Here is a 25,960-nt window from a genome sequence, read left to right as displayed (position 1 = left end):
CATGCGCGTGGAACCGATCCGAGAACTAAAGGACGTCAGAGCGATCAAAAGGATGCTGGCAGTTAGTCCACGAGACCATGCACTGTTTGTGATCGGGATCAACACTAACCTGAGGGCATCAGACCTGCTCAGCCTGACGGTTGGTCATATCCGCGACCTGCCCGTTGGCGGCGAGATCGTCCTGACCGAGAAAAAGACCGGCAAACCCAGGCGCATTACTGCCAATAGCGAGATTGTCGATGCGGCCACTAGGCTGTTGAAACACAGACAGTCGACTGGGGAGATGTTGACAGATGATGCCCCTCTGTTTGTAGGTCAACGGGGGCGGTTGACGGTGCCGACCTTCTCACGGATGGTCAAGCAGTGGTGTGGCTCCGTCAACCTGAGAGGCAACTATGCAAGTCATTCCCTGCGGAAGACCTTCGGATACCACCAGCGGGTCCGGCTCAACACGTCGATACCGGAGTTGATGGTGATGTTCAACCACTCCAGCCAACGGCAGACGCTGGATTATCTCGGCGTGCAGCAGGAGGAGATTAGAGACGCCTACCTGAAGCTGTCGTATTAATCGAACAGCCCTACGATACCGCAAACAACTGAAAAGCACTTATTTTTAATGACTTCAGTCAAAGATGTTGACTTTTAACCTCAGAACTATGATAATTTATTTAGCTCATCTACCATGTGTGGAAGGAGTAACGAGGCCGTCCTTCGGGGCGGCTTCAGCCGTTTTCAGGGATTGCGTTGCCGATATTCTTCGAATTCTTTCTCCAGCTTCCGCTGCTGGTGTGGCTTTTCCACCAGATATGCGGTCCACGGTAAGATATACCCGCCTCGGTCGGCCAAGATGACCAAGTAATTCTCCTGCACCAGCCACAAGCAAATTCTATGTTCCCGCCCCCGTTGATTGCGCCATAGTTTGACGGCTGGGTCACTGTCGTTTTCGATGACCGGTCTCGGCCAACGAATCCGTTCACACCGCCTGAAATCGGGAATTCTGTTCTCTTCGTCGCTTCCCTCGGAGGTCATGTGCCAGAACGTTGCTTCTTTCCCCTGGCTGAGGGGGTATCGCTTCAGCCCGAGTCGTTTACCCTGAAAGACCGGTTTGCTATCGATAAAGTCACGTTTGAACCACGCGTACAATGCCTCTAGGTATGATTCCCAATTACCACTGTATTCGCTGAACTGCACAAGCGGCGGTAACCAGTCAGGTTTACCATTCACCATGGGACCTCCGCAGCGTGCCATCGGAACACATTCATTTTCTCTTCTCGCAGTAAAGTGCTCCTAGTCAGATCGTACCCGGAGCGCTTGCGCATACGTTCAATAATAGCCTCCTTGCCACTGTTTCCACTCAGGCCACGATTGAGATACGCCACAGCACCGATAAGCAGATCGGCAATCTGCAATTGTTCTATTTCATGGGAGCGGACCAACTGAAGCCGTTCGATAACCTGGCGAGAAAAATCATACCGCTCATTACACAACACCTCATGTAATTTTGCTGCCTTGTGTGCACCGTGAGTGTCTTTGATGTCCAGGTAGATGCGATAACGGCAGTCTGGCCGAAAAATGACTTTGAGCATGTCAAAATACATCTTGTAATACCAGCCGTCATGATCCTGTCCAGGGAAGGCATCGTGACGCAACAGCAATTTGTCAGGCACGATCAATGCTCGGAAACGAAGATCATCGTCATCGAAGAAGTAATCGACCAGGTCTAGATATAAACTCTTTTTGGCGGGTGAAACTTTGATCCACTTCACTTCGAATGCTGGCCCCAGTCCATGTTTCTGTTTTATCTCCCGCAGGCGGACTGCAATTTCACGAGATTTCTCAAGCGGACACCAGACCGCTCCCAGCACCATGGCTTTCTGGTGATCGTGCTCCAGATGGCAGGATTCGTCACAATAGACATTGAAGGTATCACTCATTGTTTTCCTCTTTTGCCACCCTCGCCTAGTCGTTCGTCAGTATTGCAAAAACCATCTCCAAGGAAGGCCGTAAGCCTAGCCAGTGCCTCGGAGACGAACCGGCCCTGTTCCTCGATGTTGGCTATGATCTCCTGCGGCGAACGTTCATCTACCTTGATGACAGCGTTCGGATTAACGGCCTTCAGGTCAAATACAGCAGCATCGATGTCAGCGGCCTTGGTCTCCAGGTCCTTGACAGCCTTCTCCTTTTCGTAGATCTGCCCGTCTAGTATGCTAAGTGCATCCTTGTCTGCCTTCTCTTTCTTCAGCCGTTTCAGTTGCTCCTTCAAATCCACGACGTCGGCCTTGATTGCAGCCGCTTCATCCACCAGGGGTTGCATCTCTTCCCGCGCTTTAGCTCGGCGAGCTGCAAAATCGACCGTCCAAGAATAGCGACTCTCGCCTCCCGAAGTTGCACGTCTGGTCAACAGGTTGGCGTAACTCGGAAAGGTCTTTCCTGCATTTGCCTCGTCTTCCTTCCATTCGGCAATAAGATTGACTGGAAGCTTGGTATAAGCCAACACCGAACCATCCTTATCGAAACCGAAATGGGCCAGTGTCAGTGGCGTTTTCTTGCCGACTTTGACGCGGGATAGGTCGTAGTACCAGATTTTTTCGGTCTTACGACCCTTGGTGAAAAACAGCAGGTTGGTTTTCACTCCAGCCCCGGCGGTAGAAAAAACCCCACCGGGCAGGCTGACGATGGCCCACAGATCGCATTCATCTACCAGTTTACGCTTGGTTTCGACAAAGGCGCTCTCATTGGTACGGAACAGGAGCCCTTCGTCGAGAACTATGGCACAGGTACCATCGGCAGCGAGTTCACTCAGGATATCTTGCACGAACAACACCTGGGTGGAGCTAGTCTCGAAAGCGAAATGTTTTTGGGCGTCCTTGCCTTCCTTGCCGCCGAAAGGTGGATTGGTAAGGATATAATCGAAGAATTTGGGAGCCTGTTCGAACAGCGCACCATAGGTGGCACGGCCAGTCAGGGTGTTGCCGTGCCACAGGTTGGGCTGGTCGATGCCGTGCAACACTAGATTGGCGAGCGCAATGGGAAAGACCAGGTTTTCCTTCTCCCGGCCGAAAAAGGTGTCGTGCTTGAGGGTTTCGATGTCGGTTGCGACCGGACTGTTGCCCAACTTACGCGAAAGGTGTTCGTAGGCGATGGCCAGGAAGCCGCCAGTGCCGCAGCCGGGGTCGTAAATGGTTTTGCCCGGCATGGGGTCGACCGTGTGCACCATGGCGCGGATTACCTCGCGCGGGGTGAAGAACTGGCCGCCGTCTGAGTTCTTCTCACCCATCTTGAGCAGCAGGTCTTCATACACCTGCGACAAGGTGAAGAAGTGGGTATCGTCCACGTGATCAATATTGATCTCATGCACCTTGTCGAGGATATCGCGCAGGTTGGTTTCGCTATCGACCCGTATCCGCTCCACCGCCGTCATGATACGCCCAATGATCCGCTGTTTCCTGCTTGCTGTTGGGTTCGGCTGACCTGTGCGCTGGTCAATATCTAGTCGGTGCAAATACGGAAGGAGTTCAGTGTTGATGAAATCGAACAGATCACCGTCGCCTCCAGCAAAAAGCTCCTGTCTCATCCAGCCATAGGGTTTGCCGTCGCTGGTTTTGGGATGGTCTTCTTCGTCGGAAAAAGGCGCGGCCCAGTCCTGCCAGCGGTAGGGACTTTTCAATGCTGGGGTAAATTCCACTCCAACCGCCTCCGCCCTTTCTCGTTCTTTCTCTTCCTGTGCATCCAGAATGCGTAGGAAAAGTATCCAGGTCAACTCCGGTACGTACTGTAATGCGCTGGCGCAGTTGGAGCGGCGCATGATGTCACAGATCGATTTGACAAAGGCCGACAACGACTGGGTGGAGGCGATGGCCTTAGGTTGTTTTTTCTTGGTTGTTTTTCGTGCCATGGTTACATCTCGAAGGCTTGCGCCAGGATCTTCTGGGGTAGAATATTGATATCGTTTATTTTAGATTCGATGGCATGTCGCATTGGCTTAAGAGCAGCCAGTGCTGCCGATGCCTTGACCTGGACGTCGTAATCGGGCAGTTCTATTTCACCTTCAGCCAAGCGGTTGAACAGCATACGTTCACGCACCGCGCCTCTTGCGAGAGAAAGAATGCATTGTTCACCTAGCGGCGAACGCAGCCAGTAGTAGAACCAGCGGGAGTCTACCATGCCACTCCTGCCCTGAAGCGCGACATAATCCGGGCTGGTAATGCCGGGGGTGTCGTCGTCATCTACTAGAGCGATAGAACCGATCAGGATACGCATAGGGTTATAAAAAACTGTGCCGGGAAAAACCGGTTTGTAGCGCTCCGGTTTCTTGCCGGGCGGTTCCTTCGCCGGAGCCAAACCATCACGGGTGGCTCCCAATACCGGATAATCCGCCCAGCTGTCACCGATACCCCGCTTGACCTCTTGCAGTACCTCGCCAAGGTTGTGCTTAGTGGTTTTACCACTCCGAATACTGCCAAAGACGATGGCATCGGCCAGTTTCGTCGTTTCCCGCAACTGCGCCTCCGCCGCCTGGCGGGCCTTGTCCACCTCAGCAAGTTGGGCTTTCAGGCAGGCAGCTATTTGGCGTTGTTCTTTTAGCGGCGGGGAGATTAAGGGGAAGACACTTAAAACCTTCTTGTTTATCGAGGCAATTCCAGTAGTCTTCTTCGCATGCTTTAGAAAATATGCTTTACCGTAATCGGAGCCTACTTGGTAAGCTACAAACTCCGGATCATGCGTGTCCAATTCCAAGCGAACACGGAAGATATGATTCTGATGAATGCAGAGTGGGAGCTCCTCTCGCCAGCAGGTACCGCGACCTAATTTGTCCAAGTCTCCACCCTCGGTCAAAAGCAGATCACCGGCTGCCAATCGCCATTTGTTGAGTTCGCTACGGGTTACCTCTATTTGCTTTATTTCATCTAAGTCGAGATGACCATCCTGAACATTGGCAACGCGCAAATAAGGCACTGTGAATAAATCCGTCTCTTTGGTCTTTCTTCCTAACGTAATGCCAGACGCGATATCCGCAGCCTCGATCAGTGGCATAATTGGCCAGTTACTCATACTCCAAACAACCTCCCCTTCGCTTCATGCATCACATCCACCGGCTTGCCGATCTTCTTCAGTGCCGCAAGCCCACCTGCTAATTTAATCTCCGGCACCTCCCACAGGGCCGGTGTCTCCAAAGCCTCAGTGCCGCCCCGGCTGAACTGATGGCCTAGCCCCTTTAGCACGGTGGCGGCCTTGGCGTCAATACCGCCGAACCAGGCCGCATTGCTACTAATATAAAGATCACCGCGTTCAGTGCGTTTCAGGGCACGGGCATGGTAACCGTGATGACCGAAGAAGTCGAATAGATCAAAGTCGGTCATCTCGTCAATCTCTCGGATCACCTCAGGGCTGAAGTTGTCACCAAGCAGTTGATTTATCAGGCTGCGGCGCTTTTGGGTCTCGATCCAGAGTTTTCTGAATTCATCAAAGCTGTGGGCCTCGGCAACAACCCGCTGGATCACCTCGCGGCGGTACTCGTCCACCGGAATCGGGATGTCGCGGCCATCCCTGCTGGTGAGGATGAATCGGCCCTGCGGAGTGACGGTCACATAATGGCCACCCATTTCGGCTACGCTGGGTGGCTCGGGCGGCGGCCATGGCGGGTCAACAATACCCCCGCCATCATCTCCCCCATCGCCACCACTACGTGAACGCGGCGGCTTGGTGATGAAATCGGTGCCGAACAGATTGGTTACGTCGGTGTAGTCGTAGAGCCAAAACTTATATTTCTGGGTTTCTTCATGAATGCGGGTGCCACGCCCCACCATCTGATAAAACTTGATTGGCGACTGCAGGTAGCGGAAAAAGACAACAGCATTGAGCCGTTCGATATCGACCCCCGCTTCCAGCAGATCGACCGTACAGGCGATAAAGGCTCGTTCACCGGAGCCGCGCATGGGCTCGATCATGTCAGCGCCGTTGTTTGGGCCGCCCATGCACTTGAAGGCGTAGTGGTCCTTTGGTGGTTGCTCCTTCTCTTTACACCACCGCACATAGAGGTTGTTCATCTGCATGGCCACCCGATCAGCGTGAATCTCTCTATTGCAGAAGATGATGACCTTTTGTTCCGGTCCGCCGTTGGCACAGAGCAATCGGAAAAGGTCGTCACACATCGCGGGCGTTCGCAGCTCGATGAACAGATCGTCGTCGAAATCCTTGCCGGTATATTCCTCCTTAGTCAGGTCAGCCTCGGTGAGGGGCTTGCCGGTGCGGATATCTCTCACTCCAGCCGCCAGGATTTCCGACTTGGTGAATTTACGCTTGTCGATGTTAGCCTTGCGCTTAACGATCTCACAGGCTGCCAAATATCCATCGTCCTGTGCTTGAATGAGCGTGTATTCGTAAACCGGTTCACCGAAATATTTACGGTTGTTCGCGGTAATCTCCTGATCCTCAGCAGTGGCCTTCTTCGATTCTTGTAATTTCCGAGGTGTTGCGGTCAGACCGATGTGAATGGCGTTAGGGTTGCGTTTCAGAACCTCAGACCATTTTCCCCAGGCAGAGCGGTGGCACTCGTCGATGATGATGACGCTAAAGGCATCCTCTCCGTAGTGTTCTGAAAGAAAGCTGGCAAAACCTTCGTTTTCGTCGTCTAGCCCGAGGGTTTGGTAAGTGGCGATATGAATACGGGCATTAGTGGCAACATTGGTGCCTTTTTCGGTCTTAACAATGCGGGCGTTGTCACCGAAGGCTGCTTTAAGTTTGGTGTAAGCCTGCTCACGTAATTCGTCTCGGTCACAGAGGAAGAGTGCTGGTTTGGGTAACTGCCCGGCTTTTCCCAACCGCCAAAGCAGGTTAGTGGCAATGATGGTCTTTCCCGAGCCAGTGGCAAGTGTCAGCAACACCCTGACCGGTTCGCCCTGCTGACGGCATCGAATGATCTTTTCAAAAGCGGCACGGATGGCGGCATCCTGATAATAGCGTGTCAGCGACCATGCAGAGCTGTCAACCTGAAACAGCATGGCGGCCTCGGGCTTGGTGATGTCGATGCCGGTGTCTTTGGCGTAGCGGGCAGAAAGATCCGGATGCGGCGGAAAATCAACAAATGGGAACGGTCCGCCCTGCAGGCTGGTGAAGAAATCAAACTCGCCGTAGAGATGGCCGTTGGTGGCAAACACGTATTTGACCTCAAAGCGCTGGCAGTCGGCATAGCCCTTGGCCTGCTGCATTCCTTTGAGGGGATCTTCGGTCTCTTTCTTGGCTTCGAGTACACCTACGGGCAAGGGTTTAGGCATAGATCCCACCTGCACACAGAGCAAATAATCGACACGTCCGGGACCTTTGCGACGGCGACCTTTTGGTCCGGTCGGTTCGACAGGAGCAGGGGTTTCCATCCTAAGCCATTGATGGTCATTGTATCCCTTACTGCGCAACACGGGATCGATCAAAAAAAAGCGAGTTTCTTGCTCGTTATAACCCATCCTCAACCAATCCTTGTCGATGGAATAGTCCTCTAACCTTCCAGGAAAAAATCCGTATCTATCTTCTTGATCTCGTAGACCTCAGCGACCGATACACCAAGATTATGATCAATCATCAACTCAACCAGCCTACCACCATCGATCAGCACGACTTTCGGGTCAATCGTCGCGACATACTGCTGGGCATCCTTAGTGAAACTGCCAGTGGTGATGAACACGCCCTTCTTTGCTCGTTGTCCATGCAAAGCACCAACGAATTTCTGAATCTCCGGCCTGCCAACTGAACCCTGCCATCGCTTCGCTTGAATATAGATGACATCCAGGCCAAGCTTGTCCTCTTTTATGATACCATCAATCCCCTCGTCGCCGGATCGGCCTATAGCCTGACCGGCATCTCTGATGGAGCCGCCGTACCCCATCTTGACAAGTAACTTGACGACCAGCCGCTCAAAAAACTCTGGCGAATTGTTGGATACCTGAGCCAGAAGGTCAGTCGCCAGACCGGCACGCAGTTCCTGATAGGCCATCTCAAAAATCTCATCGGGTGTTGATGATGATTTTTCGTTATCAACGTCGACCAGACTCGTTGCCGCAGCACTGTCCACCGTGTTGTTACCATGGCCATGAAAAGCGGCAAACTCCGGATACGCCTTAAGGTGCTTGACCAGCAGGGTTGATGGATTGCCAGCCAGTAACTCTCGTCCACGTTCTGTTATCCGAAAAAGCCCACGCTTCGGACTCTCAAGGACCAGAGCCTTCACCAAATACGTCCGAGCCCAGGCAATTCGGTTTTTGTAAATCACCTGTGTTCCGCTCGGCAACATCTCCGTCTTGTCGGCATCACTCAATTTGAAATGATCCGCTAAGACCGAATACGCCTCTTGAAGGCTATGGACCTCACCATCACTCGCAAAACGCAACAACGGCAACAAGAATGCCTGGAAATCCGGGACCGCCATGTCGTCACACCTCCACGCCTGGGGTATCTAATTAAAACCACAGAGATTTGTATAACAATTTACCGGAGCTACCGCAACGTTGCTCTGAACTTGGAGAGATTAAATTGCGGCTATTCATTGGACACACGGTATCGGTCCGACTTCCAGAGTGACCTCCACCCGATTATTGGCCTCAAAAGAACAAAAAAATGCCGGTTTTTGCTCGCCCGAGCCGATCTTTTCACTACCTGCCACTAGAAGCCAATCACCAACATCGGAGGCAGCAAAAATGCAAAACTCAATGCACCAAAGGACCAAGCGCGGATATTACCGCGAAGGTCATCTCACATTCCGCAACAACCGTTACGGAGAAAAAGTCCTACACTGTGATGTCCGCATCACTCATCCAGACTTGATTACACACATCGCTGAACAGTGTTCTGGCAACCCAATGCAGCGCCCCGGAACAGTCATCGTTGAACTCGCCTTACGAGTACTTCGGCAAGAACAGACAATCTAAGCAAGGAGGCAGGACCATGTTTTACGTCGTAAAAACCACCATCCTCGATTCATTTTTCAGCAACCCCGAATCAATTCCACCATCATTCTTACGCGAATCCGAACGCATCATGTATGAAATTTGTACAAAGGTTCCAAAGCCGAGTACCGAACGGAGACTTTATTTCGAGCATGGCTGGTGCACAAAATCTTACAAATGGCTAGCCCACGTTTGCGGTGAGTATCCCACTCTCCAAGAAGCACGTGCCGCAATTATCAAAAAGCTCGGCTATGACATACGCTTGGTTATAACGCAGGAGGATACTGGGAAAGATCGTGATGTGGTCGAAATTATAAAGATCGGAAAATATGTACCGTTGGATTTTGACGACATCTTCTCGTGGTCGGAAGATATCCGCAGCAGAATCTCAGCCGAGACGACTGACGACGAACTTACGGCATTCGTTGAAGAATTTGAAGAGATGGTGAACGAACACGGCTACACTGCTGGAAATAAGGATGACCTGTTTTGCATGCTTGAAACCTGTCGCCAAAAAGTGCCCGACAGCTGGGAAGAGATACTAGCCGACCCCAAGTAGATAATGCGGGCTGTTCTCACAACGATTGCAACACGCTTGTGGAGGGGCAGTCAGTCACAGCGCGAGCGTTCAATGCCATTGACACCTCAACAATGAGTGAAAATCGTTTAACGGACAAGGTTTAGCCTGTCAGGAAGAACCGGTACCTCATATAGGGTACCGGTTCTTGCTTTTTCACTTCCTACCGTGTCGCAATCTCAGCAACCGGTAATGCAGAAAGAGTGACTGATAAGACCACCTCAGGGAGCTGCGAGACCGCCGATCCACACATCCAGGCACAACGCCTCCCCTCGGTAGCTAAAGACCACCCAGCCTCTCGGGATTCTATTGTCCCAGCTGCCAAATCGCCTCCAGCCTCGATCTCCTCTCCCTAGCTCCAGAGACTCTCCTGAAGCATTACCGAGCCATTGGAATCATCCACGAACCCTGCTCACAGCACAACATAAAAATCCGTTATTACATCACTTCATGTTGAATCTCAAGCCCCGCAATGTAGAATCAAATAATCATATCTAATTGGTTTTACAGGCATTTACTGGAGACATTTATGACACTGAACCACGCACGAGTTACCGGCCAACGGTTTCAGCTAGGTAGGACCGTCATCACCCGTGGGGCGCTGGCGTTCTGCGAGGACAACAACATCGATTATCTCGACCTGATCATCCGGCATGCTGTTGGTGATTTCGGCACCGTTGGCAGATTGACTGATGCGGCTCTGACCACAATTGAACTAGAGAAAGGAGCATTAGTGACCTCAAACGATCTCAAACTGAGTGCCGTCGCGGTACAGCGCGAGGAAGGCATTTTGATGTCGGTCTACCCCTGCCCTGGATTTCAGGATTCAACGATATGGATACAAACGATGTTGGCTGGAGACGACACGTATACCACCGTGCTGTTACCGAGCGAATATTAGAACCACCGGAGGCCATACCGCCCGGACACCGGTCGGCGCTCGTTGACCGGTCTACACATACCCTCCGGGCATGACCTCGCATTATCAGACCAGCATCAATTTTCGGTCTGTTGAACAGACTCCGACAGCTTCTCCTTACCGGATACATAAAAGAAATTCCGTGTGCAGACGCTGTCCGCGCCCGTAATGGCACGCCCGAACTCATCCAGCAAGGAGACCCACATGAACACTCTTTCATTAGATCAAGCCGTCGACCAGCACATATACAGCGACGTTTCAGCACAGGTCCGGCGGGAGCTGGAAGCGCAGAGTTTTGTAGCCGATGATATTGCCGAGGCCATTACTAGGTGCGGCGATGATGACCGCGACGAGATTACCGTCTACCAGTGGTGGACGGTCTCGGAGAGATTCGCGACGGTCGCAGCGAATACAGATGAAGTTATCGTCAAAACGCCTTTCGGCATAGTATGGGGCCGACAGACGTGCGGTCAGGCGATTGCCCAAGACCCTAACGTCCAGGACATTTTCAATGCGATGGACGGAATTTAGCCAAACCTCCTGCATTACCTGACCGGGCGACCGGCATCTCGATGAGGGTGCCGGAGCCGGTCATCATGGTCTTTCCACTACCTGCCGTCATAGAACCGACATTTCAGGGACTGAAATACCAACGACCGAACCCCTGGCTGTGTTTTACACCTCTGGAAAACATCGCCTCGGTTGTCAGGGCCATTACCAGGTATACGAAGTTACCTGTAAGGGCCTTAATATCTTGGGAGTGTTGATATGACGGCGAAGAAAGTTGCAAAGCTCTGGGTTAACCACGCCAGCATGGCCGGAGATCCATCGGCTCACGTTTCGTATCTCACGAACGGACACCAGCTGAGCGCGGACGAGCAGGCGCGAGTGTGGACCAAGTCCATACCGAAAGCCTGCAAAGCCGACCAGGCGGTATTGGTCAAACACTGGCGAGGAATCCATGAACGGTTCATTGAAGCACGCCAGACCCCTGGCAGCTCAGTTCATCATAACGCCAGGGTGACCGCTCGCCAGTTCGTCATCAACCTTCCTAACGATATTTCCGAAGCGCAAGTGAACCAACTAGCCAAGGCCGTCCTTCAAGACTTCCCACGTCACATCCCGGTGACCATGGTCCTGCACAGGACATCAAACCGAGGCAAACAACATCTGCACCTGCAGGGACTGTTCAGCTACCGGAACGGTGGCTACGGAGCGATTCTGGAAGATTTCCGAATGAACATCACCGGCCAGATGAAGCAGACTGTTGCCGGTATGTTCGAGAGGTTTGGTTACGAGGTCGACCATGGCAGACCCGGAAGTATCAACACCAAGGAACGACGCTGGCTGAACCAACAAGGCACCACGGAGCAACGTCGGAATCCCAGGTTCATGACAGCTCTGGCATCCAGGCTGACCAGTAAACGATTGCGTGACTACTGCCTGAAAATAGCCGCGTCGATGCTGTCGAAGATGCCGCAGAGTCAGCCTGCAGGCATGCTCATGCAGACCATGAACACCATGTGCGAACTTTCGACTACCTATTGCAAGACGGCAAACATCCGTCCGCTGCATGACACCCCTGCGCCAACCGAGCGCGCGGAGCACAAGCCGCTGACACCCCAGGAGCGGCTACAGAAACAACTCTTTAGGGCAAGGGCATGGACACATACCAGGAAAATTTCGAAAAGTATCAAGCGCTGAAGACCTATGCCGCCAGGACAGGGATATCAGTCACTGCCCTGCGAAAACTCGCTGACCGAGAGTTCAGAAACCATCTCATTCAGCTACACGGTGACGGATCACCGCTGTCAGAGATCACTGGGTACCTTTCGGCATTTTATGACCTCGACATCTCTCCACAGCACTTACGTAAACTTCTCAAAATAACCGGCGGTGACACCTGGAATGCAGCAATCTTGAACTACCGGCAATATCGCCATGTGAGGCGGCAGGAGAAGCTAATCTCTGCTATTGGTGACTGATATGCGACACTCTTTTAGTTTCGACGGCCTGGCGACCCTCGACATCGGGAGAGCGGTTCCGGTGATTCAGATCGACCATGACAAACTTAGTACTCCACATGCACTCCAGGGATCAGTGGTCGATTTTCTTGTCATCAATCATCCCCGGCTGAGGTCGGCGGTGCTCGATTTGATCATCAGCCAGCATGTTCTCCTGTTTCCATACGAGGATGGCGACGAGGCTAGAGAAAAGCTCGAAATCCTGCTCGGCGAGCAAGGCGCGGTCGACCCGTCCGGTGATCAGGCGGACCCGGCTCCATGGCAGTTTGGAGATGCGCTTCGACTCGAGCTGGTTGTCAAAGCGCCGACGCTCAGGATCGTTGACCACGACCCGAGTGCACTGACCGAGTACGCCATAACCGAGATGATGCGCAATGCTTACCGGCGGCTGCACGTCCTGGAGCGCCCTGTGACCGAATGGTTTTTCAATGTCTTCATGCAGGCGAGCCAGCCAACACAGATTCCGCTCGATGTTCTCTATGCAAGTGCAATCGATAAACAACGTCCGCCCACGGCGGACGCGGCGGCGATCATGCGCGAGAATGCAACGTTTTGGAAGGCGCAGTTGCAGAGTATCGGCAACCAGTACCTGACGGCCACATGCCATGACCCACGGCTGATGACACTGCAGAATGCGGCGCTCTATCAACAGCTGAAAAATTTCTTCGGAGAGGACGGTGAATCATGAAAAATATCGTGGAAAATTTGGAGTACGACCAGCTACTGGACATGGTTTCCGGATTCCAGTGGCTCAAGGAAACCGACGTTATCCGTTTGTCAGCGAGGCTGGCGATTGATGACCCTATACTCGAGGCCTTGGAGTTATTCACGCGCGAGATCGTCCTACTCCATCAGCGGAGTAGCGAGGATTACGCCACGTTAATCCTGAAGGTGATGACCAATCACCCCGCGCTACCGGGTGCGCGACTCGGGCGTGAGGTTGCTGCTGTGGCCGCCCAGGTCATCGATACCATCGGTGTTGGTCAGCAGCTGATCGGGATGCAGAATCTGGCTACGGTCGCCTATGCCTTGGTAATACGAAATCACATACCATCGAGTTGGAATCAGTTCTGTACCGTCGTTGACAAGGTTGAATGGCAGGCGACGGTTACCCAGGGACCGTCATCCGGGGTCCAGAGATCGGTCGGGATACCAGCTCGACGAAATACAAGTAAAGCAGCGGCTCGGCGTGTCACGGACGGCCAGGATCGTCAGGTGAGTGACGGCAGGGATTCGGGCGAGGGTGATGATGACCACGAGGTTCTAGAGGATCATATCCGGCAACGGCATCCGGGTCTGGCCAGCGCCTTTGATGACGCCGAGTTCAATGAGATGGCCGAAAAACTACTGGGTGGTGGTCATGATCCAGAGACGGAACCGCCCACCACAACGCCGTCAGCGGGAGGACCACCGAAGCGATGCTCTGGGCATCACCAGGTGATCCAGGATCGATACTCACCGGCGAGGTATGGGAAACCGAAAAGGCGAGGGGTGTAGTGGGTCGACGTGGGGTGCATGGGTCTGGTAGTGACCGACAGCTGATGTGACTGAGCTTTACATCGGCTTTTCGAAGTAAAATCTACATATTCTTGTTATCACGAGTCTTTTATTGACACTATCCGAAAGTGCCATCGTCCTACAGCGGGGTGTGAGGTCATACAACTTTGACGTTTCACACGTCTGCCGGCATCGCATGACGAGGAGGGACTGTTCCCCTCTAATCTGTTGCCTCTACCGGGTCATAATGAGAACGAAAATGCTCTGATTCGGGTTCATCGACGCCGCCGCCCCTGAAATCAACAGATTTTTTATCTTGTCGAATCGACAGCATCTCAAGGAGACATGGTTGCAAGGTTTTCAACCGCGGATGACATTAGCACCTATGGTCTCAATGCAAGCATATTCATATGTAATATCCGTATATTTTGACATATAACGTTGATGGAATATTCCATAACTGAGTTATCGATGATCAGGAATCGGTAAGTGATCGATGTCCAGAAAATTCCGATAAACTGAACTATATTTTACGGATAATCGGAAGCATGCAAAAAACACTAAAATCTAGACATTTAACAATCAATACCAAAATGCCCAAAGCCTAACAAAATACAACCACAATTCATTCCAAGCAGGCCGATCTGAAAAGGTACGTTAATTGCACATACGACAAGGTCGAATTCTTTTGATGGTTCTTGGGGAAACTTTCTAGGGGAGCTTGGTTTATGAGAAAAAATAACCGTCTATTCATTGAACTTGCCGTAATTACCACCTTTCTGTCGATATCAGGCGCAGCGTCGGCTGACCAGCTTGACCTGAACACCTTCACGCCAGATGGCGATGTTAACGTAAATGGCAACGTTGTCACGATTGATGAAACCAGTGGTCTGTGGAGTAGCTACTTCTACGATGATTCATTTTCGGTCTCCTCCAATGCGCTATCCTTTTCAGTCAATTACGGACTAACTAGCGATGAATATGACGACGACTGGCTCGTAGTCATGGTCGATGATGGTTTTGGCTCATATTACGACCTTGAGGTGAACGGGAATAACTCAGGAATATACGTCCTTGATCTAGTTCCTTTTAGAGGTAGTACGATAAGTTTAACGTTTGGTTTGGAAGCGGGTATTTATGATGACGGACTCGGGTCTGTCGCTACATTTTCGAACTTTGATTTAACACTCAACACCCAACCCACCGATGCAGTTCCCGAACCGGCGACTATGCTACTGTTCGGAACAGGTTTAGCGGGATTGCTTGCAAGATCACGAAAGAGAAATTCAGCAAAACCTGCATAGAATCACATGATATGACATTCTGATAAAGCCACACGGTCTTGGGTTAGGGCCGTACGGAAAGCCATGGAACCACGATGTATGTGGGAAAGCCAGGTTGCCAGACGATATGTGAAAACATATTAGGGTAACTTGGCTTTTTTTTTACTGATAATCCGCACAAAATAAACGTGACGTAGTGGTGCTCGCCTATCAAAGGAGGAATTAATGAAAGAACTGATATCAAGACACTGGCCGGCAATGTTTTATATGTTCATTCTTCTATTAATTGCTCCAATAGATGCCTCAGCGGAAACAGATATAACTGACAAGATTCAGCAGAATTCAACGCGGATGCTTTTCAATAGGCAGACGAACGAGAATTATTTTGATGTTTCACTTACGAACAAATCTGCCGAGGTTTTCCTTACGCCGATTACTGTCGTAATTGACTCCATAAGTACAGACGCAGTTACGGTGTCGAATCCGGATGGATATACGGATAACGGGAAGCCATATTTCAAATATGTTGATGTTGTAAATGGCGTTAATAATGAATTCGATGTTTCTCAAACGACAACCAACAAAAAATGGTCATTCTTAAATCCAAGTCGATTACGGTTTACTTATGCAGTTAAGATATTCGGAAGCGAGAAAGCGTTGTCAATAATTGAAGCACCATCAACTGAAAGCACAATCGAATATGATCTAGGTGGTGAAAATAATTTTCAATTAATTACGCGCAAATATACTGGCAGCATCAAAATGCCAAACGGATATAACCCTAATAAATTTTTTATCAATAGTGGAATTGCTGGCCAAACATCAATTTCTAGCGATGGCCTTTTTGTAGCAGAGATGAATAGTGATGCCACTACCCTTCTTGAAGTGATTGACTCAAATGGATCATCATATTTGTTAAAAGTATTTGCAAAATCTAATGAAATTAGAGAGGTTAATCCAGAAATAAATGCTAAAAGCACAGCAATTTCAATGATCGCTATACAAAGTGGCATTTTAACCACCAAACCAATGATAGACGCAATGGTTTTAGCGCTCATTGAGTCCTTGCCGGAAACGGAAATTTTAGCTTCAGAAATTGAAAAGGAATTAGAAAATGGAACGTTCAAACTTTCCGATTCTCATCTTTCAACGTCAATTCTAGAAAAATGTGCGGATGCCAATAAAGCACTATCTAGTATGAACATTACTGACATTGCCAATTTTAACTATTTTAAAAAGATCGAATTGAATATTGGCAAAGTTATTGACGCATTCATCCCCAACGCTAATGCCGAATGGATTGGCTTCAATTGTTTTGATGTAAATACATTATACCTATATGATTCTGACAACATAGACAGAGATGGAATTTGCTTCTCCGGAGATATTAAGCAATCTGGCTATGACAGTATACTTTCCGCAAAGAACCGATTAGGCAGATGGTCTGTTTTCGGTGTCAACAACCAAGAGGGCTTCAACGCAATTGATTGGGTCGAACCACGAAACATATCGTTCCCTGGTGCGGATGATATTCTTCAAGAAATTTTAAAATTAGGTTTCCAAGGAGCACCTAGCTTTTTCAAAAAAATTTTTACTGATCAAGACGACCAGAGATTATTCATTGATCGCTTAACAGATATATTGTCTTCCTATTTTGGCAATGGATATGTCAGCAGCACTTATCATTTTGACCAACCGGGAATATATAAAATTTCAACAGTAGGAGCTCACCTTAAGGATTTTTCAACATCACCTAATCAGTTTGAAATATTTCAAAGCCTTACTATGAGCATAGCAAGTGAGTTAATAGCTCCGATGGCTTCAATAGTGACAGAGATTGATAAAGAAAAAATTACTCATTCTCTGAGATATAGCGTCAAAACTGACGTCTGCAGAGAACAATTTAAGAATTTTTTAACACCGTCTATTCCTCAAATTACTAACACATACAATAAATTTATTACCGAAGGATACATTTCAGCATTCAAAAGTTTTTTCACGGACTACTTGGCTGATAATTTTCTTTCTGCCGACTTAACTGATCCCGGGGTTATTCTATTGGGATGCACACTCAAGAATGTTTTCAACCCCAACATTGTCGACTTCGTCAGAGAAAAAATTGACAAATATTTTGTCACGCTAGGATTTGGCGTTTACATTGATGCTTACAACAATGGGGTTGTGATTTTTAATGCACTCTATTCTGGCAGTGCTACCCTATCACATATACTTTCTGACGACTATAGCTCTAATGATGAATATACACTCACAATTTCGTCCAGTATAGACAATAAAATTTTTGCACCAAACAATCTATCTCCCACAATTGACTTGATTATAGACTATTCAAAAAATCACTCCTTTACACTGACCGATAATATTAATATTGAATCAATTAAACATTGCTTAGTTATAAACAATCGTGGAATTGACATGTTAGACAAATCAGATGATTACAACGTCTACGACACTTGCAACATTTCTAAACCGGAATATTATTTGACGCAGAATAAAGAATTCACTCTACCCGCCTACACTCTCAACCCTGACAGCCATTACACATGGGCAGTTTACGCTATAGACGATATCAATAATTTAATGAGCGAATCAAGTGAATGGTGGAATTTTTCGACATCTTCGCTGAATCCTACTTGCACTGACAACGATCAAGACGGTTATTACGTCGAAATTAATTGTTCAACAACAATTGACTGTAATGATGCTGATCCTGAAATTTCACCAAGCGAAGATGAAATTTGCAGTGATAGTGTTGATAATAACTGTGACGGACAGATTAATGAAGGGTGTAATTCTCCTTTCGAATTTGAGACTGTCACCTCCAACACAGGCCAAGTATGGATGGACCGTAACCTCGGAGCTTCCCGTGTAGCTACAAGCCCAACCGATACCGAAGCATACGGTGATTTGTACCAGTGGGGACGCGGGACGGATGGTCATGAGAAACGAGATAGTGGAACAACATCAACGCTGAGCAGTTCAGACACGCCGGGGCATAGCAATTTCATATCGTCGCCAAATGCCCCCTATGATTGGCGCTCTCCTCAGAACGATAGCCTCTGGCAGGGAGTATCCGGTATCAACAATCCGTGTCCTGCTGGATTCAGGTTACCGACAGAAACAGAACTGAACACCGAAAGAATATACTGGACCAGTAACGATGCAGTTGGTGCCTTTGAATCGCCGCTGAAGCTTACAGTTGCAGGACAACGCCTTCTCTTCAGTTATAGTCTTCCGATTGCTGGTGCTGGCAGCAGCGGCGACTACTGGTCTGGTACGGTGGATGGCTCCCAAAGCCGCGCCTTGGGCATGGACAGCGGCTACGCCCTGATGTACACCACTGCACGCGGCCATGGGTTAAGTGTCCGTTGCATCCAAGATTACGAACCCGATGAAATTCAAACCGTAACCTCTACCACTGGCCAAGTATGGATGGACCGTAACCTCGGTGCATCCCGCGCTGCGACGAGCCCGACCGATTCCGAAGCATATGGCGACCTGTACCAGTGGGGGCGAGGTACCGATGGGCACGAGAAACGTGGCAGCGGGACAACCTCCACCTTGAGCAGCTCAGATACGCCAGGTCATAGCAATTTCATATTGTCCCCAAATACTCCCTTTGATTGGCGCTCGCCTCAGAATGACAGCCTCTGGCAGGGGGTATCAGGTATCAATAATCCGTGTCCGTCTGGATTCAGATTACCAACAGAAACAGAACTGAAAACTGAAATAGCGTCCTGGACAAGTGACGATGCCTCAGGTGCCTATTCATCACCATTGAAGTTTGTTATCGCTGGGGGCCGCAGCTACAATACTGGTATTGATTATGGCGACGGCAGCTACTGGTCCGGTACGGTTGATCGTGCTCTCAGTCGCTACATGTTTCTGCACAGGAACTCTGTCGAAATGTACAGTTTTGCCCGTGCCCATGGCTTCAGTGTCCGTTGCATCCAAGATTACGAACCAGAAAAAATTCAAACTGTCACGTCCGCAGGACAAATATGGATGGACCGTAACCTTGGAGCTTCACGTGTCGCCACAAGTCCAACCGATACCGAAGCATATGGAGATCTTTATCAATGGGGTCGGGGGAGGGATGGGCATGAGAAGCGTGATAGTGGGATAACATCCATACCGAGCAGTTCAGACACACCAAATCATAGCAACTTTATAACTCCAACCACAGAACCTTATGATTGGAGAACCCCACAAAACAACAATCTCTGGCAGGGTGTAAATGGTATCAACAATCCGTGTCCTTCTGGATTTAGGTTGCCTACAATTACAGAACTGGAAACCGAAAGAACTTCCTGGTCCAGTAATGATTTAGTAGGTGCCTATGGATCTCCGCTTAAGCTTGTTGCTGCAGGCTACCGTCCAAGTTACTTTGGCGGGCTCAGCCTCGCAGGTAGGTACGGCATCTACTGGTCCGATTCTATGGATGGCTTCAGCAGCCAATACTTGGGAATCGTGAGCAATGATGCAGGTGTGCACAGCGGCGACCGCGCAAACGGCGTCAGTGTCCGTTGTCTCAAGGATTGAGAGTATCCCTGCTGCCTCAAAGGCGGAAGATCTTGTTTTAAGAGTGGTTAAGTGGAAATTCAATGATCAGCAAACAGATGGTTATAGGACCCCTGTTTATCGTATTCATCCTAATTTGGACAGAGACTGCCATGGCTTCCTTTGATATCCAGTCGAAGGAAGCCGTGCATCTGGAAATCAAAGGGTATGACGGCCTCGCAGAGACCTCACTGTTCCATGGTAAGCTCGCCGCTGAAACAATGCAGCACATTGCAACATCATACACCGGACTCGCCTTGCTTTCCTTTGAGCACGGCCAGACCTATCCCGTCATTATAGGAACCCATTCGTTTGTCCTCACAATTAGCACTCCTAACACCCCACCATCTTTTAGCGGAAGTTCAGAAAACGAATACTTTTTTGCTCGTCTAGGCGGCACGAAAACCGAAGGAAGCCAATGCGAATTTGCCGACCTGATGATCGAGGCCAAACAGTTGCTCGACTCTACCGGCTCTATACGCACGGTCGCCGAGTTGCAAACCATGAAGGACAAATTCCATACCTTCGTGCGCTCGAACTGCAAGAGCCTGTACCACTCCGATATGCTCAGGCGATTGATCGCTCAGTACTTCATGATGCACGAGTATGTCGATTATCACGTCCCCGGTACCCCGGCCACCGACATCAAGATGCAATATCAAAATGCGGTCATGGATGGCGTCCGGAACTGGCTCGAGATCCTGAAACCCGATATCCCGCAAAATGAGGTACTGAACTATTGCGTCTCGCTCTATTATGACAGGAGCATGGTGACCCTTGCATCGAAGATCATCGAGAATTTCCGAGCTACTGCATACTGCCCCGGGGAGGAAAGACCGACCCCTGTATTTCCGCCGGACCTAACCGTGATTGATGCCAAAGGTAATAAACGCATCTTACGGCAACTCAGCAGCAATACAACGATAGCCGTTGTTTCCGACGATTGCCCGGTATCAAAAGTGGATACCGTCATGCAAGCGCGTCGGTTGGCCCAACAGGCAGGAAAAACCATGGTCGTCGCTCCATTGCAACCTCTGTCCGAGAATCACCTGTCCATGCAGAAAATGGTGAGCGGCGGCAACATGCTGTTTGTCGATGATGAGAAATGGCGTAAGGAGAATATGCCGCAGCAGATGAAGCTACCGAGATTCATTCGGGTAGAAGGAAACACCGGACGAAAGTCGTAAGGTCGAGTGGAGTTCCATGATGTACCGGAACACAATGTCCATATCCGTCCGATATTGCTCGATCAAACACCATCTATCTCGAAAGTCCATGCATCCCATTCCCGAAATGAGGTCAAGTCACTTCCGGGATACCCACGACGGCAACTTGATCTTCCCATAATCGATGGCCTCAATCGCCTCCCGGAGCGGTCCGAGGTCATTTTTCTTCGAATACCGGAGATACGATTCCGATTTGCCACGCTGATGACCGGCTATGGCTGCGGTGTGCGCTTCAGGAACACCGGCGGCCCACAGTTTGGATATTACGGAATGGCGGATTCCATGAAACGTCTGGCCGGCTCCGTTGATGCCAAGTGACTTGCGGTACTTGGCAAAGTCCTTGCTGACCTGATGGCCATACTTGCCTCGGTATGGGACAACATCGGTGAACAATTTGCCGCCGGTCCGTGATCCAGCAAATTCGACAATTCCGGCCTGGAGTAGCATCGAGTGCAGCGGGATGATCCTCTGCCCGTTAGTACTCTTGAGTTTCTTGTCACCACGGTCGTTGATGTCCAGGCACCATGTGCCGTCCGGTAGCTGGATGATATCGTCTCCGTCGAGACCGGCGACCTCTGATTGACGTAATCCGGTGAAACACGAAATGAGGATGCACCAAGACAAGGATCGTTGATCCGCTGGAAGGTTCTCGAGGAGCAGTTTAATCTCCTCGTCGGAAAGCGCCGGTCGCTCATCCTCACTCTTGGTCTTCGTTTTCAGGACCGCGTTCTTGAACGGATGGCCCTCGATCAGGCCGTTCTTGACCGCCCAGTTCAGGAACGTGGCAACATCGGTCAGTCGATAGTTCACACTCGTCAAGCTCAACCGTTGCTCAGGTCGATATTCTCGCTTCAGAATGGCCGATATTGATTGATCCTTATATCGAGATCCGTTGATCCGTTTCGGTATCCTCAGGAGCACGTCGCGGTATTTCTGGCGATCCTCGACCGTATAATGGGTGATCGGCTTGTCACCGACGATTTCCATGAACCGCAGGAGATTTTTCTCCAGGCCGGAGGCGATATCGTGACCTCGCTTGCTGGTCTCTTCTTTGATGTACAACTCGATCAACCGGCTCATCGTGACCTCTTCTGGTTCCACCCGTGGGGGTGGTTGGATCGTCATCGCCGGAATCGGCCCGGCTGTGATCTGAGAAACCTGAGGATGAACAAGGTTGCTGGGAGCGATTTCACCGCCGAGGGATGCCTGGAACAATTTCAGACGTAGCTCGGCGAAGTGCTTCTCGGCGGTGATCGCGTACTGTCGGCAGAGTCGGTAGGCCGTTGATCTATCTCGAGTCCGGAGCGACTTCTTGAGTTCGGATCGGCGTAGGATCTGCTGGAGTTCTTTCGGAACTCTCATCCGGAAGTAGTAGATATTCTCGAGGCTCTTGAAGCAATACGACGGCACGCGCATTTTTGTTCCTCCCGTGGGGGTGAATGAGAGATAATGCGGTGTACAAGGAAAGGCACAAGGAATTTCGAGGAGTTGCTTGGAATCGACCTGGATGATGACGTCGCAACATCCCAGTGGGGGTGCCAAGGTATTGATCCCTGGACCTTTTGAAATGCAAAAATCCCGACATGAGCTAACATGTCGGGATTTCTTGTATTTCAATGGTGCCGGAGGTCGGAATCGAACCGACATGGACTTGCGTCCGCTGGATTTTGAGTCCAGTGCGCTAAGTTGCTATCACACCAACTTTTTCAATACATTTCGTTTAGTTAACAAATTGCGATGACTTGCTCTACAATTAACTGAAGATGTGCTGTAGAGGTTTTGCCAATGCAATGCTCTGGATCTTTTCCTGATCCCCTCCTGTGTATCATTGTGTTGCAGCACTGTCAATCAATACTGCTCTCAATCTCTTACGAATTGATTTCTCTCCACACTTCATCTTCCAAGACGCCCTCACCCTTATCTCACCTGTGAAACATCCCCCTTTACGTTGCATCTTCGAAGATAACATCGAGCTAGCGCTCAGCAGTTTTTACCAACAACATTTAAAAGGAGGATTGAATGAGGGAATTAGATAGCTTTGATTATGGATTAAATAACATCCTGATATTGGGCAACAAACCAATAAAGATGATGCTGCCCAATCCAAGAATGCAAGAAATCTCCAGTGACTGGTTAGGACGTATTGGCACTGAGGGAGGTGCGTCATGATTGAGCAATGGAAAATAATTGATTGTGCTCCTAACTACAGCGTATCAGACCAAGGATGCGTACGTAACAATAGATCAGGCAAGTTGCTCAAGCCTTGTGACAAAGGAGACGGTTACATGAAAGTGAACCTGTACATAAGTGGAAAGCAGTTGCAGAAAACCGTTCATCAACTTGTAGCACTTGCTTTCGTTCATAAATCGGACGGAAAATCCGAGGTGAACCATATAGATGAGAACAGAGCTAACAACTGCTTGAGTAACCTTGAATGGGTTAGCGCCCAAGAGAATGTAGAACACTCTCAAGCCAAATACTGGGAAGTGACAGACCCTACAGGTAACCAATATCAGATAAGGAACCTCAACAAATTCTCCCAAAAGCATGGATTACACAGCTGTCACCTATGCACGAGAGGCCGGAGTAAAGGCTGGACATGCTGTCAATTACCGGGCAGAAAGCACAGCTAAGAGAGAGATCTCGCCCCGCACCTTCTGTATGTTGCAGGAGGATGTGGGGTAGCCTGTCTCTCTGGAAAGCAAAGCACGTTGAAGAAGAAAAGATTCATTGCAGCCAAGTTAAAGGCGTCCCTCTCGAACGCTTAGTTGTGGAAATTTATTTTCATACACACTGATTTTCTAGTACTATACCAATGCGGTTCTCTAAATAATTTACTGTCTTTTCTTCCCGTAATATTTTTTCAAATTCATTTATATTGTAAATAATAAATGACTCCAAACCTAGCACACTTGCCTCAGACCTAATTTTCTTTAACATAGAATAACACCCATCAAGCTGCGTTTTCATATAAAACTGAAACTTTGAGGTGTTAATATTATTTGTCGGTGTTTCTATATATCTATTAATGACATCAACTTGGCACAGTGAACAAGCTACTGATAGTCCGGTTATTTTTTCTATGTCATTAGCTACTTGTTCTGTGCTCGAAGAGCAAACACTATTTAAAATTCTTAATTTTATTATTACAAAAGCAAATTTCGAAAGTGCCTCTAACGATTCATTACCCCTGAACCTTCCTAACATATCTGGAGCTATCGAGTTAAAATATTCTGCGAAAATATCTGGTAATGCTGCTGATAGTGATGCTGACTCTGTATTTAAATTTAACAGTGCAGGTAAACCAGTTTGTTGTTGTTTACCAAATAAGCTCGCAAAAAAGCCCATTAATCCACTCCCGCATTGATTTATTTTACTTGATTTTAAAACATTTTCGGCAACTCGCAAGATTCTATCAAACAGATATTTGTCGTTTTTAATCAAAGCCGATAGGATTTTTGTCCACAACGTTTAATAACCGACGTTGATATTTCCGGAGCAAACACACCATCTATCAACCAGGTTCATCTCGCCGTCTTATCGTCTTTCCTACACTAGCACAAGCAGAAAATCTTCCACTCATCTTTCCGCATATAGCAGATATATATTTCTAAAAAGTAACTGGCAAACTCCGTCAAATCAACAAAAATGTGTTAGGCCAACTTGGCAAACCCTTTCGAGGTTAAATTCCTGTATAGATGTCCCGTCATGTAATGAAAAAATTGAACTGCATTTGCACAGCATGTTCTGCGAGTAGGTGCTTAGACCATTCCCCCCTTTATACCTCTCTCTCTTGAATCCTAGACTCTTTCTTCCCCTTCTCCAGCGGCTTGCCTGCACCTTCCAGCACTTTAGGTTGCCTCATAGATAGAAAGGTCAGCACATCAGTGCTTGGAAGTATAACCCATAAGAGATGAAAGGAGGGAGTATGTTCGATTGCGGATGTGACATGCATCAGTCGTTCTTGGAGGTAGTAACCTTAGATGCACCTATAGTGATACGGGATGCCATCATGGGTACTGGCAAGAGCAGTGCAATGATCAAGAGGTTCAATGAGCTAGCTGAGAGGGGAAAACAGTATGATGAGCCGTACCTAGTAGTCCTGCCCTATCTGGATGAGATTAAGAGATACCAGCAGGCTTGTCCCGGTATGAACTTCCAAGAGCCACTTGATGATAGACAGAGAGCCAAGATAGGCAAGGAAGGCCAGAGTGTAAGAGGAGCTAATGGGGCAACGAGCAAGACAGATGACCTCAAGATACTCCTCTCTGGTGGCTATAACATCCTGACCACTCACTCTCTCTTCGAGCAATGGAATGAAGAGGTGGCTCTGCTTATACGGGATGGTGGATATCATGTCATCATTGATGAAGAGATAGGCTGTATTGAGCCTCTGCGCCTTGATCTAAGCAAAGGGGATCGCCAGGACCTGCTCCGTCTAGGATACCTCTCTATTGATCCAGAGACTAACAGAGCATCCTGGGCCTTTGATAAGTCTGACGATGCAGAGGGGAAGTACACTGGGTACAGCAAGTATCAGAAGATCAGGAACTATTGCGAGCTCGGTAGCCTATACCTCTATGGTAATCGAGTTATGCTCAAAAGTGGTGTTTGAGGGAGAATTAAAAAAGAAATGACGTATCCTGTTGGAATCAGTTTGCCAAAACAGAATTCCAACAAAAAAGGATACGTCATGATCAACAGTAAAGTTATCACACTGAAAAAGCCAGGAGAGTTTGTCGAAGACCCGCTGACCGAACTGTTACGTATCGGCGCCCGACAACTCATTGCTGATGCGGTTGAGGCTGAATTGCAAGACCTGCTCCAGCATTACGCAGAGCTGAGAAATGAGAAAGGGCACATGCAGGTTGTGCGCAATGGCTATTTGCCTGAAAGAGAAATTCTCACAGGGCTTGGGCC

22 protein-coding genes, 1 pseudogene and 1 riboswitch are annotated in these 25,960 nt (G+C 49.2%); of the genes and pseudogenes, 15 read left to right on the top strand and 8 right to left on the bottom strand.

Annotated elements, in window-relative coordinates:
* Position 1: 1 nt before the first annotated feature.
* Positions 2–568, top strand: a complete 567-nt coding sequence (locus BUF15_RS24045; RefSeq protein WP_073616599.1) for a tyrosine-type recombinase/integrase — start codon at positions 2–4, stop codon at positions 566–568.
* Positions 569–732: 164 nt separating this feature from the next.
* Here BUF15_RS24045 and BUF15_RS24040 read toward each other — a convergent pair whose 3' ends face one another.
* From BUF15_RS24040 to BUF15_RS24015, 6 genes are read right to left on the bottom strand one after another with little or no spacing between them, the layout of a single operon-like run.
* The gene (locus tag BUF15_RS24040; protein ID WP_073616597.1) at positions 733–1,227 is read right to left on the bottom strand and encodes a hypothetical protein; all 495 of its coding nucleotides are present in this window, start codon (positions 1,225–1,227) and stop codon (positions 733–735) included.
* Positions 1,221–1,934: a DUF3800 domain-containing protein gene (locus BUF15_RS24035; protein ID WP_073616595.1), complete on the bottom strand. Its 714-nt coding sequence runs from the start codon at positions 1,932–1,934 to the stop codon at positions 1,221–1,223. Before BUF15_RS24035 ends, BUF15_RS24040 begins: the two co-directional genes overlap by 7 nt.
* Complete coding sequence (locus tag BUF15_RS24030) at positions 1,931–3,895, bottom strand: N-6 DNA methylase (RefSeq protein WP_084554533.1); 1,965 nt, start codon at positions 3,893–3,895, stop codon at positions 1,931–1,933. The genes BUF15_RS24035 and BUF15_RS24030 overlap by 4 nt, the downstream gene beginning before the upstream one ends.
* A gap of 2 nt (positions 3,896–3,897) precedes the next feature.
* Complete coding sequence (locus BUF15_RS24025; protein ID WP_073616592.1) at positions 3,898–5,052, bottom strand: restriction endonuclease subunit S; 1,155 nt, start codon at positions 5,050–5,052, stop codon at positions 3,898–3,900.
* Positions 5,049–7,460 (bottom strand): DEAD/DEAH box helicase family protein, encoded by a 2,412-nt coding sequence (locus tag BUF15_RS24020; RefSeq protein WP_073616590.1) that lies wholly within the window; start codon positions 7,458–7,460, stop codon positions 5,049–5,051. The genes BUF15_RS24025 and BUF15_RS24020 overlap by 4 nt, the downstream gene beginning before the upstream one ends.
* A gap of 32 nt (positions 7,461–7,492) precedes the next feature.
* Positions 7,493–8,419, bottom strand: coding sequence for a restriction endonuclease (locus BUF15_RS24015; protein ID WP_073616588.1), 927 nt, complete (start codon positions 8,417–8,419; stop codon positions 7,493–7,495).
* Positions 8,420–8,934: 515 nt separating this feature from the next.
* On the opposite strand from BUF15_RS24015, the gene BUF15_RS24010 reads away from it, so the two are divergent.
* The 10 genes from BUF15_RS24010 (at position 8,935) to BUF15_RS23965 (ending at position 21,001) form a co-directional block, all read left to right on the top strand.
* A complete protein-coding gene (locus BUF15_RS24010; protein WP_073616586.1) occupies positions 8,935–9,495 on the top strand; it encodes a hypothetical protein in 561 nt (186 codons plus the stop codon).
* A 547-nt stretch (positions 9,496–10,042) separates the two neighbouring features.
* Positions 10,043–10,414, top strand: a complete 372-nt coding sequence (locus BUF15_RS24005) for a hypothetical protein (protein ID WP_073616584.1) — start codon at positions 10,043–10,045, stop codon at positions 10,412–10,414.
* Between the two features lie 222 nt (positions 10,415–10,636).
* Positions 10,637–10,963: a hypothetical protein gene (locus BUF15_RS24000; RefSeq protein ID WP_073616582.1), complete on the top strand. Its 327-nt coding sequence runs from the start codon at positions 10,637–10,639 to the stop codon at positions 10,961–10,963.
* 237 nt (positions 10,964–11,200) lie between these two features.
* Entirely contained in the window at positions 11,201–12,136 is a 936-nt protein-coding gene (locus BUF15_RS23995; protein ID WP_073616580.1) for a hypothetical protein, read from the top strand.
* Positions 12,094–12,417, top strand: coding sequence for a hypothetical protein (locus BUF15_RS23990; RefSeq protein ID WP_073616578.1), 324 nt, complete (start codon positions 12,094–12,096; stop codon positions 12,415–12,417). The genes BUF15_RS23995 and BUF15_RS23990 overlap by 43 nt, the downstream gene beginning before the upstream one ends.
* Before the next feature lies 1 nt (position 12,418).
* Positions 12,419–13,144 (top strand): hypothetical protein, encoded by a 726-nt coding sequence (locus tag BUF15_RS23985; RefSeq protein ID WP_073616576.1) that lies wholly within the window; start codon positions 12,419–12,421, stop codon positions 13,142–13,144.
* Positions 13,141–13,953, top strand: a complete 813-nt coding sequence (locus tag BUF15_RS23980; protein WP_073616574.1) for a hypothetical protein — start codon at positions 13,141–13,143, stop codon at positions 13,951–13,953. Before BUF15_RS23985 ends, BUF15_RS23980 begins: the two co-directional genes overlap by 4 nt.
* A 728-nt stretch (positions 13,954–14,681) precedes the next feature.
* Positions 14,682–15,257: a PEP-CTERM sorting domain-containing protein gene (locus tag BUF15_RS27900; RefSeq protein WP_073616572.1), complete on the top strand. Its 576-nt coding sequence runs from the start codon at positions 14,682–14,684 to the stop codon at positions 15,255–15,257.
* Between the two features lie 17 nt (positions 15,258–15,274).
* Positions 15,275–15,359: riboswitch (cyclic di-GMP riboswitch) on the top strand.
* Positions 15,360–15,461: 102 nt separating this feature from the next.
* Positions 15,462–19,796, top strand: coding sequence for a MopE-related protein (locus BUF15_RS23970; RefSeq protein WP_073616570.1), 4,335 nt, complete (start codon positions 15,462–15,464; stop codon positions 19,794–19,796).
* 131 nt (positions 19,797–19,927) lie between these two features.
* Complete coding sequence (locus BUF15_RS23965; protein ID WP_143170863.1) at positions 19,928–21,001, top strand: hypothetical protein; 1,074 nt, start codon at positions 19,928–19,930, stop codon at positions 20,999–21,001.
* A 117-nt stretch (positions 21,002–21,118) separates the two neighbouring features.
* Here BUF15_RS23965 and BUF15_RS23960 read toward each other — a convergent pair whose 3' ends face one another.
* Entirely contained in the window at positions 21,119–22,456 is a 1,338-nt protein-coding gene (locus BUF15_RS23960; protein ID WP_073616566.1) for a DUF6538 domain-containing protein, read from the bottom strand.
* 603 nt (positions 22,457–23,059) lie between these two features.
* On the opposite strand from BUF15_RS23960, the gene BUF15_RS27240 reads away from it, so the two are divergent.
* The gene (locus BUF15_RS27240) at positions 23,060–23,209 is read left to right on the top strand and encodes a hypothetical protein (protein ID WP_159441373.1); all 150 of its coding nucleotides are present in this window, start codon (positions 23,060–23,062) and stop codon (positions 23,207–23,209) included.
* On the top strand, positions 23,206–23,673 hold the full coding sequence (locus tag BUF15_RS28515; RefSeq protein ID WP_084554527.1) for an NUMOD4 domain-containing protein: 468 nt from the start codon (positions 23,206–23,208) through the stop codon (positions 23,671–23,673). The genes BUF15_RS27240 and BUF15_RS28515 overlap by 4 nt, the downstream gene beginning before the upstream one ends.
* Before the next feature lie 151 nt (positions 23,674–23,824).
* Here the strand turns inward: BUF15_RS28515 and BUF15_RS23945 are convergent, their stop codons facing one another.
* Positions 23,825–24,508: a hypothetical protein gene (locus tag BUF15_RS23945; protein ID WP_143170862.1), complete on the bottom strand. Its 684-nt coding sequence runs from the start codon at positions 24,506–24,508 to the stop codon at positions 23,825–23,827.
* Between the two features lie 460 nt (positions 24,509–24,968).
* On the opposite strand from BUF15_RS23945, the gene BUF15_RS23940 reads away from it, so the two are divergent.
* Together BUF15_RS23940 and BUF15_RS23935 are read left to right on the top strand one after the other, a co-directional pair.
* A complete protein-coding gene (locus BUF15_RS23940) occupies positions 24,969–25,655 on the top strand; it encodes a hypothetical protein (protein WP_143170861.1) in 687 nt (228 codons plus the stop codon).
* 78 nt (positions 25,656–25,733) lie between these two features.
* Positions 25,734–25,960: pseudogene (locus tag BUF15_RS23935) on the top strand (IS256 family transposase); the annotation flags it as partial.

This window comes from Desulfopila aestuarii DSM 18488 (genome assembly GCF_900143695.1).
Taxonomy (GTDB): domain Bacteria; phylum Desulfobacterota; class Desulfobulbia; order Desulfobulbales; family Desulfocapsaceae; genus Desulfopila; species Desulfopila aestuarii.
This window is presented reverse-complemented; position numbering and strand designations above follow the sequence as displayed.